Below are 15,516 nucleotides of genomic sequence, written 5' to 3'. Positions count from 1 at the left end.
CGATGATCGAGGCGACGATGCCGGCGCCGCGGTCAGATCGCGCCACCCTTTACCTGGGGCCTGCGCCATCTGAACACTTTGAGTGCCGTCGGCAGGCTTTCGGCCCGCCGCCCCTGATCATCGATTACTCGATGATCGAGGCGACGATGCCGGCGCCGACGGTGCGGCCGCCTTCGCGGATCGCGAAGCGCAGCTTTTCTTCCATCGCGATCGGAACGATCAGCTCGACGGCAACCGTGACGTTGTCGCCCGGCATGACCATTTCCGTGCCTTCCGGAAGCGTCACAATACCGGTGACGTCCGTCGTGCGGAAGTAGAACTGCGGACGGTAGTTCGTGAAGAACGGCGTATGACGGCCGCCTTCTTCCTTCGTCAGGATGTAGGCTTCGGCCATGAACTTCTTGTGCGGCTTGACCGAACCCGGCTTGCACAGGATCTGGCCACGCTCGACGCCGTCACGCGTCACGCCGCGCAGCAGCGCGCCGATGTTGTCGCCGGCCTGGCCCTGGTCGAGCAGCTTGCGGAACATTTCAACGCCCGTGCAGGTCGTCTTCGTCGTCGCGCGGATGCCGACGATTTCGATTTCTTCGCCGACCTTGACGATACCGCGCTCAACGCGACCCGTCACAACCGTACCACGGCCCGAGATCGAGAACACGTCTTCGATCGGCATCAGGAACGGCTGGTCGATCGGACGTTCCGGCGTCGGGATGTAGGCGTCGACCTGAGCCATCAGCTCGCGGATCGCGTCTTCGCCGATCGTCTTGTTCGAATCTTCCAGAGCGGCCAGAGCCGAACCCTTGACGATCGGAATGTCGTCGCCCGGGAAGTCGTAGGACGACAGAAGTTCGCGCACTTCGAGTTCGACGAGCTCGAGAAGCTCGGCGTCGTCGACCTGGTCGACCTTGTTCAGGAACACGACGATGGCGGGAACGCCGACCTGGCGGGCCAGCAGGATGTGTTCGCGCGTCTGCGGCATCGGGCCGTCAGCGGCCGAGCAGACCAGGATCGCGCCGTCCATCTGGGCAGCACCGGTGATCATGTTCTTGACGTAGTCGGCGTGGCCGGGGCAGTCAACGTGGGCGTAGTGGCGGTTCGCCGTCTCGTATTCGACGTGTGCCGTCGAGATCGTGATACCACGGGCCTTTTCTTCCGGAGCGGCGTCGATCTGGTCATACGCCTTGAACTCGCCGAAGTACTTCGTGATCGCAGCCGTCAGGGACGTCTTGCCGTGGTCAACGTGGCCGATCGTGCCGATGTTGACGTGCGGCTTGTTGCGCTCGAATTTGCTCTTTGCCATTTCCGGCTCTCCTATCTGCCCCCGGAGGGGCCCCCTTGGCGGGGGATTGTTCTTACTGTTTCAGGCAGTTCGTATGGTCCGGTATTCCGGTCACTTCTGACCGGAATACTTCGCCTGGATTTCCTGCGCGACGTTGTTGGGAACCGGCGCATAGTGATCGAAGACCATCGAGTACTGGGCACGGCCCTGCGACATGGAGCGCAGGTTGTCCACGTACTTGAACATGTTCGCCAGCGGCACGTGGGCGCTGATGACGATCGCGATGCCGCGCTGTTCCTGGCCCTGGATCTGGCCACGACGCGAGTTCAGGTCGCCGATGACGTCGCCGACATAGTCTTCCGGCGTCACGACTTCAACCTTCATCATCGGCTCCAGAAGCTGTGCGCCGGCTTCGCGGGATGCTTCACGGAAGCAGGCGCGCGAGGCGATTTCGAAGGCCAGGACCGAGGAGTCGACGTCGTGGAAGGCACCGTCGATGAGCGTCGCCTTGACGCCCAGCATCGGGAAGCCTGCCAGCGGACCGGCGGACAGAACGCTTTCGATGCCCTTCTGAACGCCCGGGATGTATTCCTTGGGAACAGCACCGCCGACGATCTTCGACTCGAACTTGAAGTCTTCGCCTTCCGGGTTCGGTTCGAAAACGAGCTTCACGCGGGCGAACTGGCCGGTACCACCGGTCTGCTTCTTGTGCGTGTAGTCCTTTTCGGTGAGGCGCGTGATGGTCTCGCGGTAGGCAACCTGCGGGGCACCGACGTTGGCTTCGACCTTGAACTCGCGACGCATGCGGTCGACGATGATGTCGAGGTGAAGCTCGCCCATGCCGGCGATGATCGTCTGGCCGGATTCCTCATCGGTCTTGACGCGGAAGGACGGGTCTTCGGCTGCGAGGCGGTTGAGCGCGAGGCCCATCTTTTCCTGGTCGCCCTTGGACTTCGGCTCGATCGCGATCTGGATGACCGGCTCGGGGAATTCCATGCGCTCGAGGATAACCGGCTTCAGGGGATCGCAGAGGGTGTCGCCCGTGGTGGTTTCCTTGAGGCCTGCGAGGGCAACGATGTCGCCGGCGAAGGCTTCTTCGATGTCTTCACGCGAGTTGGAGTGCATCTGCAGCATGCGGCCGACGCGCTCGCGCTTTTCCTTGACCGTGTTCATGACAGACGAGCCCTTTTCGAGCTTGCCGGAGTAGATGCGGGCGAAGGTGAGCGAACCGACGAAGGGGTCGTTCATGATCTTGAAGGCGAGCATGGAGAGCGGCTCGGCATCGTCTGCGTGACGCTCGATCTCGGCTTCGGTCTTGACGTCGATACCCTTGATGGCGGGGATGTCGATCGGCGACGGCAGGTAGTCCACGACGGCGTCGAGCAGCGGCTGAACGCCCTTGTTCTTGAAGGCGGTGCCGCAGAACATCGGATGGAACTTGACGTCGATGGTGCCGCGACGAACGAGGGCGCGGATCTGGTCGTTGTCGGGCATGACGCCTTCCAGATAGGCTTCCATCGCAGCTTCGTCGGCTTCGACAACCGTTTCGATCAGCAGTTCGCGGTATTCTTCCGCCTGATCACGCATGTCTTCCGGAATTTCGACGACGTCCCACTGCGCACCGAGCGATTCGTCACGCCAGACGAGCGCGTTCATCTCGATCAGGTCGATGACGCCCTTGAATTCGGTTTCTGCGCCGATCGGGAGCTGCATGACGACCGGGATCGCACCGAGGCGCGACTTGATCATGGACACCGAGCGGTAGAAGTCCGCGCCCGTCTTGTCCATCTTGTTGCAGAAGATCATGCGCGGAACGTTGTACTTCTCGGCCTGGCGCCAGACGGTTTCCGTCTGCGGCTCAACGCCGGCGTTGGCGTCGAGCAGGGCGATCGCACCGTCGAGCACGCGCAGCGAACGCTCGACTTCGATGGTGAAGTCCACGTGGCCGGGGGTGTCGATGATGTTGAAGCGGCGCATCTTGCCGTCACGGCCCTTCCAGAAGGTCGTGGTGGCAGCGGACGTGATCGTGATGCCGCGCTCCTGCTCCTGCTCCATCCAGTCCATGGTGGCAGCGCCGTCATGGACTTCGCCGATCTTGTGGGACTTGCCGGTGTAGTAGAGGATGCGTTCAGTGGTCGTCGTCTTGCCGGCATCGATGTGGGCCATGATGCCGAAGTTGCGGTAGTCTTCGATTTTATATTCGCGAGCCATGAAGGCGTCCTTTCGAAAAACGTTCGTCGATTACCAGCGGTAGTGCGAGAAGGCGCGGTTGGCGTCGGCCATCTTGTGGGTGTCTTCGCGCTTCTTCACTGCGCTGCCGCGGTTGTTGGCGGCATCCATGAGTTCGCCGGAGAGGCGATCGACCATGGTGGTTTCGTTGCGCTTGCGAGCTGCGGCGATCAGCCAGCGGATGGCGAGTGCCTGGCGGCGCTCCGGACGCACATCGACCGGAACCTGGTAGGTTGCACCACCGACGCGACGCGAACGGACTTCGACGTGCGGGGCGATGTTGTCGAGAGCAGAATGGAATACGCCGATCGGCTCCTGCTTGGTCTTGGTCTGAACGACGTCGAACGCACCGTAGACGATGGTTTCGGCGACGGACTTCTTCCCGTGCAGCATGATGGCGTTCATGAACTTCGTGACGACGAGGTCACCGAACTTGGGATCCGGGTTGATCTCGCGCTTTTCTGCTTTATGGCGTCTGGACATACGTCTCGTCTCTTCATTGGTTGGCGGCGCTTTATCACGCGGAGAACCTCGCGCAGCGCCCGAAAATCGTTAAAATCCGAAAGCTTACTTCGGACGCTTTGCACCGTACTTGGAGCGGCGCTGCTTGCGGTTCTTCACACCCTGCGTATCGAGAACGCCGCGGATGATGTGGTAACGCACACCCGGAAGGTCCTTCACGCGGCCGCCGCGGATCATGACCACGGAGTGTTCCTGAAGGTTGTGGCCTTCGCCCGGGATGTAGCCGATGACTTCGAAGCCATTGGTCAGGCGGATCTTGGCGACCTTACGCAGAGCCGAGTTCGGCTTCTTCGGGGTCGTGGTATAGACGCGGGTGCAAACACCACGCTTCTGCGGGTTTTCCTGCAGGGCAGGAACCTTGTTGCGCTTGACCTGTGCCTGACGCGGCTTGCGGATCAGCTGGTTTACGGTAGGCATATAACCATCCCTTACAATTCTTGTCGTTACCCTTGCGGGCGGGCGGTGCCGTCGCCGGCTTGCGTACGTCATCAAAATGCGCAAAACGAGGGCCGATCCGCTTGCCTGCGGATGGCCCCTGTCAAGGCAGAGGACGCCTGTTACGGCGTCGTGCGAGCAGCACTTTTCGTCGTCAGCGTTTGTTCGGGACCTGTTTGAGGCTGTGCCAGCGGCAGTTTAAGGCCGACAACACCCTGCCCCACATGGGCCCTGATGGCGCGCGGTGTACTGATTTCAACCCGTTGCGTCAAGGGCGCAGGCCTCGGCAGGCTCAAAGAATCTCGGCATTTGCGGGCTTTGCTTTGCTTCGAGCTCTGTTTTTGCCGCCCTTGGGCAGGCTTAAACCCTTCCAGAAGCCCCCGGTTCTCGTCAAGGTAAAGAGCGATTCCCTCCCCGCATCCGCCTCTCCGGGCGACTCGAATTTTCCTGAGGACAGTGATTTTCTCTCGCACCGGCGGCACAGTTCGGCCATAGGGTAGTCAATGACCAGCAAAGGAGCAGCCATGGCCAACGCCCATGACAACGACAACAAGTCCGACGAAATCCTCGTCTTCATCGTCATCGGCACGGCCTATGAGGAGCCGGAAACCGAGGGCGTCTCCATCCACGTGATCCTGCGCGCCGCGGACGACGACAGCGCCGTGCGCGAGGCGCTGGAAGCGCTTGCCGAGGAAGGCTTCCTCGAAGCCGATCTCGACCAGATCGGCACGCTGATGGGCGAGCCCGAAGAAGAGCCGCACGCCTCGGCCTATCGCGGCGCGCTTGCCGGCGAAGTCTCGATCATCCGGTTTGCATGACGTTCATCTGACGACAGGCGAGGTGCGCAGCGGGACTCTGCCTCGCCCCCCGTCTTACCGGCTCTCCACCACGGTGTAGAGAAGGTTCCATGCAGCACTCTGATCCTGTCGCCAGTAGGTCAGTTTTTCAGCAAGGTCGATCTTCAGGTAGAGCGAGCGGCTCGTGTCGAAAAGAACGAGGCTGCTGTCGTTGATCTCGACCTGCTCGAAGGTGAGGCCGGCAGGGTTTTGCGTGTTGGTCTCGACCCACTGCGTGTTTCCGGTCTTTCGGATCGTCCCCTCGACCAGGACGTTGCCGTTCATACCCCGCGTGGTGATCGATTTGAGCTTGGCCACCGCGATGGTCCCCGTAGCGTCGGGCGCCTCCCGGGGCGTCTCATCCGTGCGAACAGCGGCTTCTTGCGCAGTTGCGCCACGCAGTTCGACCAGTCGCCGCTCGGCGAGCGAGGTGAACAGGCCTGTGAAACGGCCGGCTTTCACGCCCGCGAGGTAGTCCTCGAAATCGTCAGGTCGTGTCGATGACTGGATCGCCTGCCAGAACGCCGCTTCCGCTGCAATTCCGGCATCCGGCCGGGCATCGGACTGATTTTCACCTGCCTCGACAGCCGTCTGGGCCGAAGCCGGCTGGCGAGGTTGAAAATAGAACTCGACCGTCAGTTTGGACAGGCGTTCAGGCATTTGCTGGCGCGCGCTTCCCGTCGCAACCTCGTTCGTCACGCGCTTCATCATCGTTTCGATTTCAACGCCGGGAGATGCCATGTTCAACAGCATCGACTGGGTGAACGGACTGTTGCGACCCTGCCCGTCAGCCGCGACCGATCCCGGAGCCGTGGCGAAAACAATCATCGTATTGGCGCTTCCGGCAGAAACAGGCGCTAGACCCCGTCCGAGGATCGCGGAGCGACCGGAACTCTCCAGCTTCGCCCCCAGCGTTTCCGCAAGCGGATTGTTGCGGCATGCATCCAGAAAGATGAGGCTGACTTTCGCAGCGCGCTCCATCTGCTCGATGATGTCCGCCAGTGCAAAAGCCTGGCGCTTGGCAGCCAGCTCGGTGTCGGCGTTGAAATCGACAGGAAGAAGGTAATTGGCGCTGCCAAGTTGCAGCGCATGACCTGAATAGTAGAAGAGCGCCACGTCCGCATCGTGCATGGCCTGCGCGAATGTCTCGATGTCCCGCTCGAACTGTCGTGAATCGCTATCCTTGGCGACGACCACTTCGAAGCCGTATTTTTTCAGCGCCTCCGACATGTCGTCCGCGTCGTTCGACGGATTTTTCAACCGGCCGGCATGCTGGTACTCGGCATTTCCGACAACCAGCGCCACACGCCTCTCCGCAGCCGCCTGCCCCGTTGCCAGAAACGCGACGCAGAACCCCAACAGAATCCAAAGCTTCATCACCCGCCCTCCCCCCAGACGCCGGCCTTCCCTCAGCATAGTTGGCGAAAATGGTCCTGCATGACAGCACATTTTACGGCTGCAACGCAAAAAGGGCCGCCGGTTTTCCCGGCAGCCCTTTCAACATCAGTTTAACGCCCGGCCTTATTCGGCCGGACCATTCTCGCCGGCGAGGTCGGCCAGCATCGGGGTAGCGGTATCAGCACCCGTCGACTTGCGGCGCTCGTCGAGGATCATCTCGTCGCGCGAGGTGGCAATGCGGCGGATCTGCGTCATGGTACCACCGGTACCGGCCGGGATCAGGCGACCGACGATGACGTTTTCCTTGAGGCCCTGCAGGCCGTCCGTCTTGCCCGCGACGGCAGCTTCCGTGAGAACCTTGGTGGTCTCCTGGAAGGATGCGGCCGAGATGAAGGACGGCGTCTGCAGCGATGCCTTGGTGATACCGAGCAGGACGGGATCGCCGGAAGCCGGCTTCTTGCCCTGTTCGATCAGCGCATCGTTGACGTCTTCGAGTTCGATCCGGTCCACATTGTCGCCGACAATGTAGGTCGAGTCGCCCGCATCGGTGATTTCCACCTTCTGGAGCATCTGGCGAACGATCACCTCGATGTGCTTGTCGTTGATGACAACGCCCTGCAGACGGTAGACTTCCTGGATTTCGTTCACGAGGTAGGAAGCGAGTGCTTCCACGCCCTTGATCGCCAGGATGTCGTGCGGTGCCGGGTTGCCGTCGAGGATGTAGTCACCCTTTTCGATGTAGTCGCCATCCTGAAGATGGAAGGGCTTGCCCTTCGGGATCAGGTACTCGACCGGCTCGACGCCGTCTTCCGCCGGCTCGATGATGACGCGACGCTTGTTCTTGTAGTCGCGGCCGAAACGAACCGTACCATCGATCTCCGCGATGATGGCGTGGTCCTTCGGACGACGGGCTTCGAACAGTTCGGCCACGCGCGGCAGACCACCGGTGATGTCCTTGGTCTTGGCGCTTTCGAGCGGCGAACGGGCGAGAACGTCGCCCTGGCTGACCTTCTGGCCCGGCTCGACCGACAGAATCGCATCCACCGACAGGAACGAACGGGCTTCGCCGCCACGCGACAGCTTGGCCACGTTGCCGTTCTTGTCCTTGATGACGATCGCCGGCTTGAGGTCCGTACCGCGCGGGGTCGAACGCCAGTCGATGATCTGGCGCTTGGTGATACCCGTGACTTCGTCGGTCTCTTCCTTCACCGAGATACCGTTGACGACGTCTTCAAAGGCAACGACGCCCTCGACTTCGGTCATCATCGGACGGGTGTAGGCATCCCATTCGGCGAGACGCTGGCCGCGCTTCACCTTGTCACCATCGTCCACGAAGATGCGCGAGCCGTAGGCGACGCGCTGCGAGGAACGTTCCACGCCGCGCTCGTCAAGGATCGTCACCGCCATGTTGCGGCCCATGGCAATCAGGTTGCCTTCGGAGTTGCGCAGCATGTTGCGGTTCTTGATCTGGACGGTGCCTTCATAGGACGCTTCCAGGAACGACTGGTCGACCACGTTCGCGGTGCCGCCAAGATGGAAGGTACGCATGGTCAGCTGCGTGCCCGGCTCGCCGATCGACTGGGCCGCGATGACGCCCACGGCTTCGCCCATGTTGACGGGCGTTCCGCGTGCAAGGTCACGACCGTAGCAGACCGAGCAGACACCGGTCTGCACTTCGCAGGTCAGCGCCGAACGGATGCGGATCGACTGGATGCCGGCCTTCTCGATCTCGATGACATCGGGCTCGAGGATCATCTTGCCGGCATCGACGATACGCTCGCCGGTGACCGGATGATCGATATCATCAAGAGCGGTACGACCGAGGATACGGGCGCCGAGGGAAGCAACGACCTGACCGGCATCGACGATGGCGGTCATGGTGAGGCCGGTCTCGGTTCCGCAATCGACCATGTTGACGATGCAGTCCTGGGCGACGTCGACGAGACGACGCGTCAGGTAACCGGAGTTTGCCGTCTTCAGGGCGGTGTCTGCCAGACCCTTACGGGCACCGTGCGTCGAGTTGAAGTACTCGTTCACGGTCAGGCCTTCCTTGAAGTTCGAGATGATCGGCGTTTCGATGATCTCGCCCGACGGCTTGGCCATGAGGCCGCGCATGCCGCCCAGCTGGCGCATCTGGTTCGGCGAACCACGGGCACCGGAGTGCGACATCATGTAGATGGCGTTCATCGGCTTCTGGCGGTTCGTCGCCGGATCGAACTCGACGGCCTTAATGCGGGCCATCATGTCTTCGGCGACCTTTTCGGTGGCCTTGCCCCAAGCGTCGACGACCTTGTTGTACTTTTCGCCCTGGGTGATCAGGCCGTCATTGTACTGCTGCTCGTATTCCTTCACCAGGGTCTCGGTATCACCGACGATCTTGGCCTTTGTTTCCGGAATGATCATGTCGTCCTTGCCGAACGAAATGCCGGCACGGCAGGCATGGGTGAAGCCGAGCTGCATGATGCGGTCGCAGAAGATAACCGTGTCCTTCTGGCCGCAGTGGCGGTAGACGGTGTCGATCATCTTGGAAATGTTCTTCTTCGTCATCTCCTGATTGCAGATGTCGAAGGGCACATTGACGTTCTTCGGCAAAAGTTCGCCGATGATCATGCGGCCGGGGGTCGTCTCATAGATCTTCGAGACCGGCTTGCCTTCGGCATCCACGGTCTTGAAGCGGCCACGGATCTTGGCATGCAGCGTCACGGCCTTGGTTTCGAGCGCGTGGTGCAGCTCGCCCATGTCCGAGAAGGCCATGCCTTCGCCCGGCTCGTTCTGGTTGAGGATCGACAAGTAGTAGAGGCCGAGAACCATGTCCTGCGAGGGAACGATGATCGGCGCGCCGTTGGCCGGGTGCAGGATGTTGTTGGTCGACATCATCAGCACGCGGGCTTCGAGCTGGGCTTCCAGCGACAGCGGCACGTGAACGGCCATCTGGTCACCGTCGAAGTCGGCGTTGAAGGCCGTGCAGACGAGCGGGTGCAACTGGATGGCCTTGCCTTCGACCAGGATCGGTTCGAAGGCCTGGATACCCAGGCGATGCAGCGTCGGTGCGCGGTTGAGGAGAACCGGATGCTCGCGGATGACCTCGTCGAGGATGTCCCAAACCTCGGGCTTTTCCTTTTCAACGAGCTTCTTGGCCTGCTTGACGGTCGAGGAGAAACCCTTCGCGTCGAGGCGGGCATAGATGAACGGCTTGAAGAGCTCGAGCGCCATCTTCTTCGGCAGGCCGCACTGGTGCAGCTTCAGTTCCGGACCTGTCACGATGACCGAACGGCCGGAATAGTCGACGCGCTTGCCGAGCAGGTTCTGGCGGAAGCGGCCCTGCTTGCCCTTCAGCATGTCGGAGAGCGACTTCAGCGGGCGCTTGTTGGCACCCGTGATGACGCGACCGCGACGACCGTTGTCGAACAGCGCATCCACCGATTCCTGAAGCATGCGCTTCTCGTTACGGATGATGATGCCCGGCGCACGAAGCTCGATCAGGCGCTTCAGACGGTTGTTGCGGTTGATGACGCGGCGATAGAGATCGTTGAGGTCGGAGGTCGCAAAACGGCCGCCATCGAGCGGAACCAGCGGGCGCAGGTCCGGCGGGATGACCGGAACGACCTTCATGATCATCCATTCCGGACGGTTGCCGCTCTCCATGAAGTTCTCGACGATCTTCAGGCGCTTCATCAGCTTCTTCTGCTTGAGATCCGACGTGGTCTCGGCCATGTCGGAACGCAGGTCGCCCGCGATCTTCTCAAGGTTCATGGAAGCGAGCATCTCGTAGATGGCTTCCGCGCCGATCATGGCCGTGAACTGGTCTTCACCGAATTCATCGACCGCGATCATGTACTCTTCTTCGCTGAGGAGCTGGTTTTCCTTCAGCGAGGTCAGGCCCGGTTCCGTGACGATGTAGTTCTCGAAATAGAGAACGCGCTCGATATCCTTCAGCGTCATGTCGAGCAGCGTCGAAATGCGGCTCGGCAGGGACTTCAGGAACCAGATGTGGGCAACGGGCGCGGCGAGCTCGATATGGCCCATGCGCTCGCGGCGAACGCGCGACAACGTGACTTCGACGCCGCACTTTTCGCAAATGATGCCCTTGTACTTCATGCGCTTGTACTTGCCGCACAGGCACTCGTAGTCCTTGATGGGCCCGAAGATGCGCGCGCAGAAGAGACCGTCACGCTCCGGCTTGAACGTACGGTAGTTGATCGTTTCCGGCTTCTTGATTTCGCCGTAGGACCACGAAAGGATCTTTTCCGGCGACGCGATCGAAATCCGGATGGAATCGAAGGTCTGCGCGGGGACCTGCGGGTTGAAAAGGTTCATGACCTCTTGGTTCATGCCTGTCTCCTTTACGGGCGGATCGCCCTGAGCTTGGCGGGATGGCCGGCTGATAATCCCGGGATGCCGGCTCCCCTGCCCTTAAACCGATGAGACCGCGCGAGCCGCGCGGCCACTTTCCCGAAAGGCGCCGCATGTGACGGCTGCCTTTCAGGAAGCGGTGCGCGCCGAACCTCGGCACGCACCTTCTTGGTTCATCATTCCGCCGCGTCGGGCAGCTGGGACGTCGCGTTTTCGTCGGGCTTGGAGTTTTCAAGCTCCACCGACAGGCCGAGAGAGCGCATTTCCTTGACGAGAACGTTGAAACTCTCGGGAATGCCTGCCTCGAACGTGTCGTCGCCGCGCACGATCGCTTCGTAGACCTTGGTACGACCGGCCACGTCGTCCGACTTCACCGTCAGCATTTCCTGCAGGGTGTAGGCGGCGCCGTAGGCTTCGAGCGCCCAGACTTCCATTTCCCCGAAGCGCTGACCGCCGAACTGCGCCTTGCCACCCAGCGGCTGCTGGGTCACGAGCGAGTAAGGACCGATCGAACGGGCGTGGATCTTGTCGTCGACCAGGTGGTTCAGCTTCAGCATGTAGATGTAGCCGACGGTCACCTGACGGTCGAAGGTCTCGCCGGTACGGCCGTCATAGAGCGTCGACTGACCGGAGACCTTGAGGCCGGCCATTTCGAGCATCTCGTTGACGTCCTTCTCGACAGCGCCGTCGAAGACGGGCGTTGCGATCGACACGCCGCGGCGAGTCTGTTCGGCCAGACGAACGATCGATTCGTCGTCGTAGTCCTTGATCGGCTCGCCCTTCGGACCGGTGCCCATGACGCCGTCGATCGTGTCGCGCAGCGGCTGGATGTCACCCTTTTCCTTGTAGGCGTCGAGCATCTGGCCGATCTGCTTGCCCATGCCGGCGCAAGCCCAGCCGAGGTGCGTTTCGAGGATCTGGCCGACGTTCATGCGCGAGGGCACGCCGAGCGGGTTGAGAACGACGTCCACATGCGTGCCGTCTTCGAGGAACGGCATGTCCTCGACCGGTACGATGCGCGAGACGACGCCCTTGTTGCCGTGACGGCCGGCCATCTTGTCGCCCGGCTGGATCTTGCGCTTCACGGCGACGAAGACCTTGACCATCTTCATCACGCCCGGAGGCATTTCATCGCCGCGCTGGACCTTCTCGACCTTGTCCATGAAGCGCTGTTCAAGGCGCCCCTTGGATTCGTCGTACTGGCCGCGAAGCGCTTCGATCTCGCCCTGCGCCTTTTCGTTCTCCACGGCGAACATCCACCACTGCGAGCGGGGATATTCGGAGACGACGGCGTTGGAGAGCTCGGTGCCCTTCTTGAAGCCCTTCGGACCGGCAACCGCCACGTGACCGCGCAGCATGTCGATCAGGCGGGCGTAGACGTTGCGATCGAGGATCGCCTGTTCGTCGTCACGGTCCTTGGCGAGACGCTCGATTTCTTCGCGCTCGATCGCCATCGCACGTTCGTCCTTCTCCACGCCATGGCGGTTGAAGACGCGAACTTCGACGACGGTGCCGAAGGTGCCTGGCGGCATGCGCATGGAGGTGTCGCGCACGTCGGAGGCCTTTTCACCGAAGATGGCGCGCAGAAGCTTTTCTTCCGGCGTCATCGGGCTTTCGCCCTTCGGCGTGATCTTGCCGACGAGGATATCGCCGGGCTGAACTTCTGCGCCGATATAGACGATGCCAGCTTCGTCGAGGTTCTTCAGCGCTTCTTCCGACACGTTCGGAATGTCACGCGTGATTTCTTCCGGACCCAGCTTGGTGTCACGCGCCATCACTTCGAATTCCTCGATGTGGATGGAGGTGAACACGTCGTCCGACACGATGCGCTCGGAGAGCAGGATCGAATCTTCGTAGTTGTAACCGTTCCACGGCATGAACGCGACGAGCGCGTTCCGGCCAAGCGCGAGATCGCCCAGGTCGGTCGAGGGACCGTCCGCGATGATGTCGCCCTTGTTCAGGACGTCGCCGACGTTGACCAGCGGGCGCTGGTTGACGCAGGTGTTCTGGTTGGAACGCTGGAACTTCTGCAGGCGGTAGATATCGACGCCGGACTTGCCGGGATCGAGGTCTTCCGTGGCGCGGATAACGATACGCGTCGCATCCACCTGGTCGACCACGCCGCCACGACGGGCCGCGATGGCAGCGCCGCTATCACGTGCAACCACCGGCTCCATGCCGGTGCCCACGAACGGGGCTTCGGCACGCAGCAGCGGAACGGCCTGACGCTGCATGTTCGAGCCCATGAGAGCGCGGTTGGCGTCGTCGTTTTCCAAGAACGGGATGAGCGCGGCTGCGACCGAAACGAGCTGCTTCGGCGAGACGTCCATCAGGTTGATCTGGTCACGCGGCGCCAGCATCACTTCGCCGGCATGACGGCAGACGACGAATTCTTCAACGAAGGACTGGTCCTCGTTGAGTTCGGAGTTTGCCTGGGCAACGTGATACTTGGCTTCTTCCATGGCCGAGAGGTAGACCACGTCGCGCGTCACCTTGCCGTCCACGATCTTGCGGTACGGGCTTTCGATGAAGCCGTACTTGTTGACGCGAGCGAAGGTTGCGAGCGAGTTGATCAGACCGATGTTCGGTCCCTCAGGCGTCTCGATCGGGCAGATACGGCCGTAGTGAGTTGGATGAACGTCGCGGACTTCGAAGCCGGCGCGCTCGCGGGTCAGACCACCCGGGCCAAGGGCCGAAAGACGGCGCTTGTGGGTAATTTCCGAGAGCGGGTTCACCTGGTCCATGAACTGCGACAGCTGCGAGGAACCGAAGAACTCGCGAACGGCGGCGGCAGCCGGCTTCGCATTGATCAGGTCCTGCGGCATCACGGTGTCGATCTCGATCGACGACATGCGTTCCTTGATGGCGCGCTCCATGCGCAGGAGGCCCAGACGATACTGGTTCTCCATGAGTTCGCCGACCGAACGCACACGGCGGTTGCCGAGGTTGTCGATGTCGTCGATCTCGCCCTTGCCGTCGCGCAGGTCAACGAGCATCCGGACAACGGCCAGGATGTCTTCCTTGCGCAGAACGCGGACCGTATCGGCGGCGTCGAGGTCGAGACGCATGTTCATCTTGACGCGGCCAACGGCCGACAGGTCGTAGCGCTCGGCATCGAAGAACAGCGACTGGAACATGGCTTCGGCCGAATCCATGGTCGGCGGCTCGCCCGGACGCATCACGCGGTAGATGTCGAACAGAGCGTCCTGACGGTTCTCGTTCTTGTCCACGGTCAGCGTGTTGCGGATGTAGGCACCGACATTGATGTGGTCGATGTCGAGAACCGGGATTTCGTCGAAACCGGCGCCGAGGATGACCTGCAGCGTCTTTTCGTCGATTTCATCGCCGGCTTCGAGATAGATCTCGCCCGTGCCATAGTTGACGAGGTCTTCGGCCAGATAGTTGCCGTAGAGATCGTCGTCGCTGGCCTTGAGAGCCTTGAGGCCCTTGTCCTGCAGGGTGCGCAGCAGGCGCGGCGTCAGCTTCTTGCCAGCCTCCACCACGACTTCGCCGCTGTCGGCGTCAACGAGGTCGGAAACGGTCTTCTGACCCTTCATGGCGTTCGGCTGGAACGGAATGCGCCAGCCCTTGCCGTCGCGCTGGTAGAGCGACTTGGTGTAGAAAGTCTCGAGGATCTCTTCGCCGTCCATGCCGAGGGCCATCAGCAGGGAGGTGACGGGGATCTTGCGGCGACGGTCGATACGCGCATGGACGATGTCCTTGGCGTCGAACTCGATGTCGAGCCAGGAACCGCGATAGGGGATCACGCGCGCGGCAAACAGGAGCTTGCCCGACGAATGGCTTTTGCCCTTGTCGTGGTCGAAGAAGACGCCCGGCGAACGGTGCATCTGCGAGACAATGACGCGCTCGGTGCCGTTGACGATGAAGGTGCCGTTGTCGGTCATGAGCGGCATGTCGCCCATGTAGACGTTCTGTTCCTTGATGTCCTTGATGGACTTCGCGCCGGTATCCTCGTCGATATCGAAAACGATGAGGCGCAGCGTCACCTTCAGCGGCGCTGCGTAGGTCAGATCGCGCTGACGGCACTCATCGACGTCGAACTTCGGCGGCTCGAATTCGTACGAGACGAATTCGAGCATGGAGGCGCCCGAAAAGTCGGTGATCGGGAATACGGACTTGAAGACGGCCTGCAGGCCTTCGTCGGGACGCCCGCCCTTGGGCTCTTCGACCATGAGGAACTGGTCGTAGGACGCCTTCTGAACCTCGATGAGGTTCGGCATCTCTGCGACTTCTGGGATCTTACCGAAAAACTTGCGTACGCGCCTACGACCGTTAAACGAAAGGGTCTGAGCCATCGTCGCTCCTTTGATTTTTGCACCCGGGCCTGCAAGAGACGGGAACCGCTGGCCAGTCGGACCCGTCAGATCAATGGGTTGGATCAATCTCGTTTCATGTGCCGAAGGCGCCGGCCGGATTGCCTGCGCCTTATGCCTGAAACCATCC

8 protein-coding genes are annotated in these 15,516 nt (G+C 61.4%); 1 reads left to right on the top strand and 7 read right to left on the bottom strand.

Going from position 1 to position 15,516, the window contains the following annotated elements; translation table 11 throughout:
* Positions 1-124 precede the first annotated feature (124 nt).
* From tuf to rpsL, 4 genes are all read right to left on the bottom strand, one after another.
* Positions 125-1,300 carry an elongation factor Tu gene (tuf, locus tag F3H41_RS01580; protein ID WP_149736818.1) on the bottom strand — a complete coding sequence of 392 codons (1,176 nt, stop codon included), beginning with the start codon at positions 1,298-1,300 and terminating at the stop codon, positions 125-127.
* A 90-nt stretch (positions 1,301-1,390) separates the two neighbouring features.
* Positions 1,391-3,490: an elongation factor G gene (fusA, locus tag F3H41_RS01575; protein ID WP_149736830.1), complete on the bottom strand. Its 2,100-nt coding sequence runs from the start codon at positions 3,488-3,490 to the stop codon at positions 1,391-1,393.
* A gap of 30 nt (positions 3,491-3,520) precedes the next feature.
* Positions 3,521-3,991: a 30S ribosomal protein S7 gene (rpsG, locus tag F3H41_RS01570; RefSeq protein ID WP_149736829.1), complete on the bottom strand. Its 471-nt coding sequence runs from the start codon at positions 3,989-3,991 to the stop codon at positions 3,521-3,523.
* Between the two features lie 84 nt (positions 3,992-4,075).
* Positions 4,076-4,447: a 30S ribosomal protein S12 gene (gene rpsL / locus F3H41_RS01565; protein WP_003507760.1), complete on the bottom strand. Its 372-nt coding sequence runs from the start codon at positions 4,445-4,447 to the stop codon at positions 4,076-4,078.
* Positions 4,448-4,989: 542 nt separating this feature from the next.
* Here rpsL and F3H41_RS01560 point away from each other — a divergent pair.
* On the top strand, positions 4,990-5,283 hold the full coding sequence (locus tag F3H41_RS01560; protein WP_149738163.1) for a transcriptional regulator: 294 nt from the start codon (positions 4,990-4,992) through the stop codon (positions 5,281-5,283).
* Positions 5,284-5,337: 54 nt separating this feature from the next.
* Here the strand turns inward: F3H41_RS01560 and F3H41_RS01555 are convergent, their stop codons facing one another.
* From F3H41_RS01555 to rpoB, 3 genes are all read right to left on the bottom strand, one after another.
* Positions 5,338-6,606: a caspase family protein gene (locus F3H41_RS01555; RefSeq protein ID WP_188129312.1), complete on the bottom strand. Its 1,269-nt coding sequence runs from the start codon at positions 6,604-6,606 to the stop codon at positions 5,338-5,340.
* A gap of 216 nt (positions 6,607-6,822) precedes the next feature.
* Positions 6,823-11,031 carry a DNA-directed RNA polymerase subunit beta' gene (gene rpoC / locus F3H41_RS01550; protein ID WP_149736827.1) on the bottom strand — a complete coding sequence of 1,403 codons (4,209 nt, stop codon included), beginning with the start codon at positions 11,029-11,031 and terminating at the stop codon, positions 6,823-6,825.
* A gap of 197 nt (positions 11,032-11,228) precedes the next feature.
* The gene (rpoB, locus tag F3H41_RS01545) at positions 11,229-15,368 is read right to left on the bottom strand and encodes a DNA-directed RNA polymerase subunit beta (protein WP_149736826.1); all 4,140 of its coding nucleotides are present in this window, start codon (positions 15,366-15,368) and stop codon (positions 11,229-11,231) included.
* Positions 15,369-15,516 lie beyond the last annotated feature (148 nt).

It is taken from the genome of Rhizobium sp. RU20A, from assembly GCF_900155885.1.
Lineage (GTDB): Bacteria > Pseudomonadota > Alphaproteobacteria > Rhizobiales > Rhizobiaceae > RU20A.
Note: the sequence above shows the minus strand (reverse complement) of the source record. Positions and strands in the feature narration are given on the sequence as shown.

Bases quoted from the DNA above. Each gene is read 5' to 3' on its own strand.
- tuf (WP_149736818.1), bottom strand. From the start codon at position 1,300: ATGGCAAAGAGCAAATTCGAGCGCAACAAGCCGCACGTCAACATCGGC.
- fusA (WP_149736830.1), bottom strand. From the start codon at position 3,490: ATGGCTCGCGAATATAAAATCGAAGACTACCGCAACTTCGGCATCATG.
- rpsG (WP_149736829.1), bottom strand. From the start codon at position 3,991: ATGTCCAGACGCCATAAAGCAGAAAAGCGCGAGATCAACCCGGATCCC.
- rpsL (WP_003507760.1), bottom strand. From the start codon at position 4,447: ATGCCTACCGTAAACCAGCTGATCCGCAAGCCGCGTCAGGCACAGGTC.
- F3H41_RS01560 (WP_149738163.1), top strand. From the start codon at position 4,990: ATGGCCAACGCCCATGACAACGACAACAAGTCCGACGAAATCCTCGTC.
- rpoC (WP_149736827.1), bottom strand. From the start codon at position 11,031: ATGAACCAAGAGGTCATGAACCTTTTCAACCCGCAGGTCCCCGCGCAG.
- rpoB (WP_149736826.1), bottom strand. From the start codon at position 15,368: ATGGCTCAGACCCTTTCGTTTAACGGTCGTAGGCGCGTACGCAAGTTT.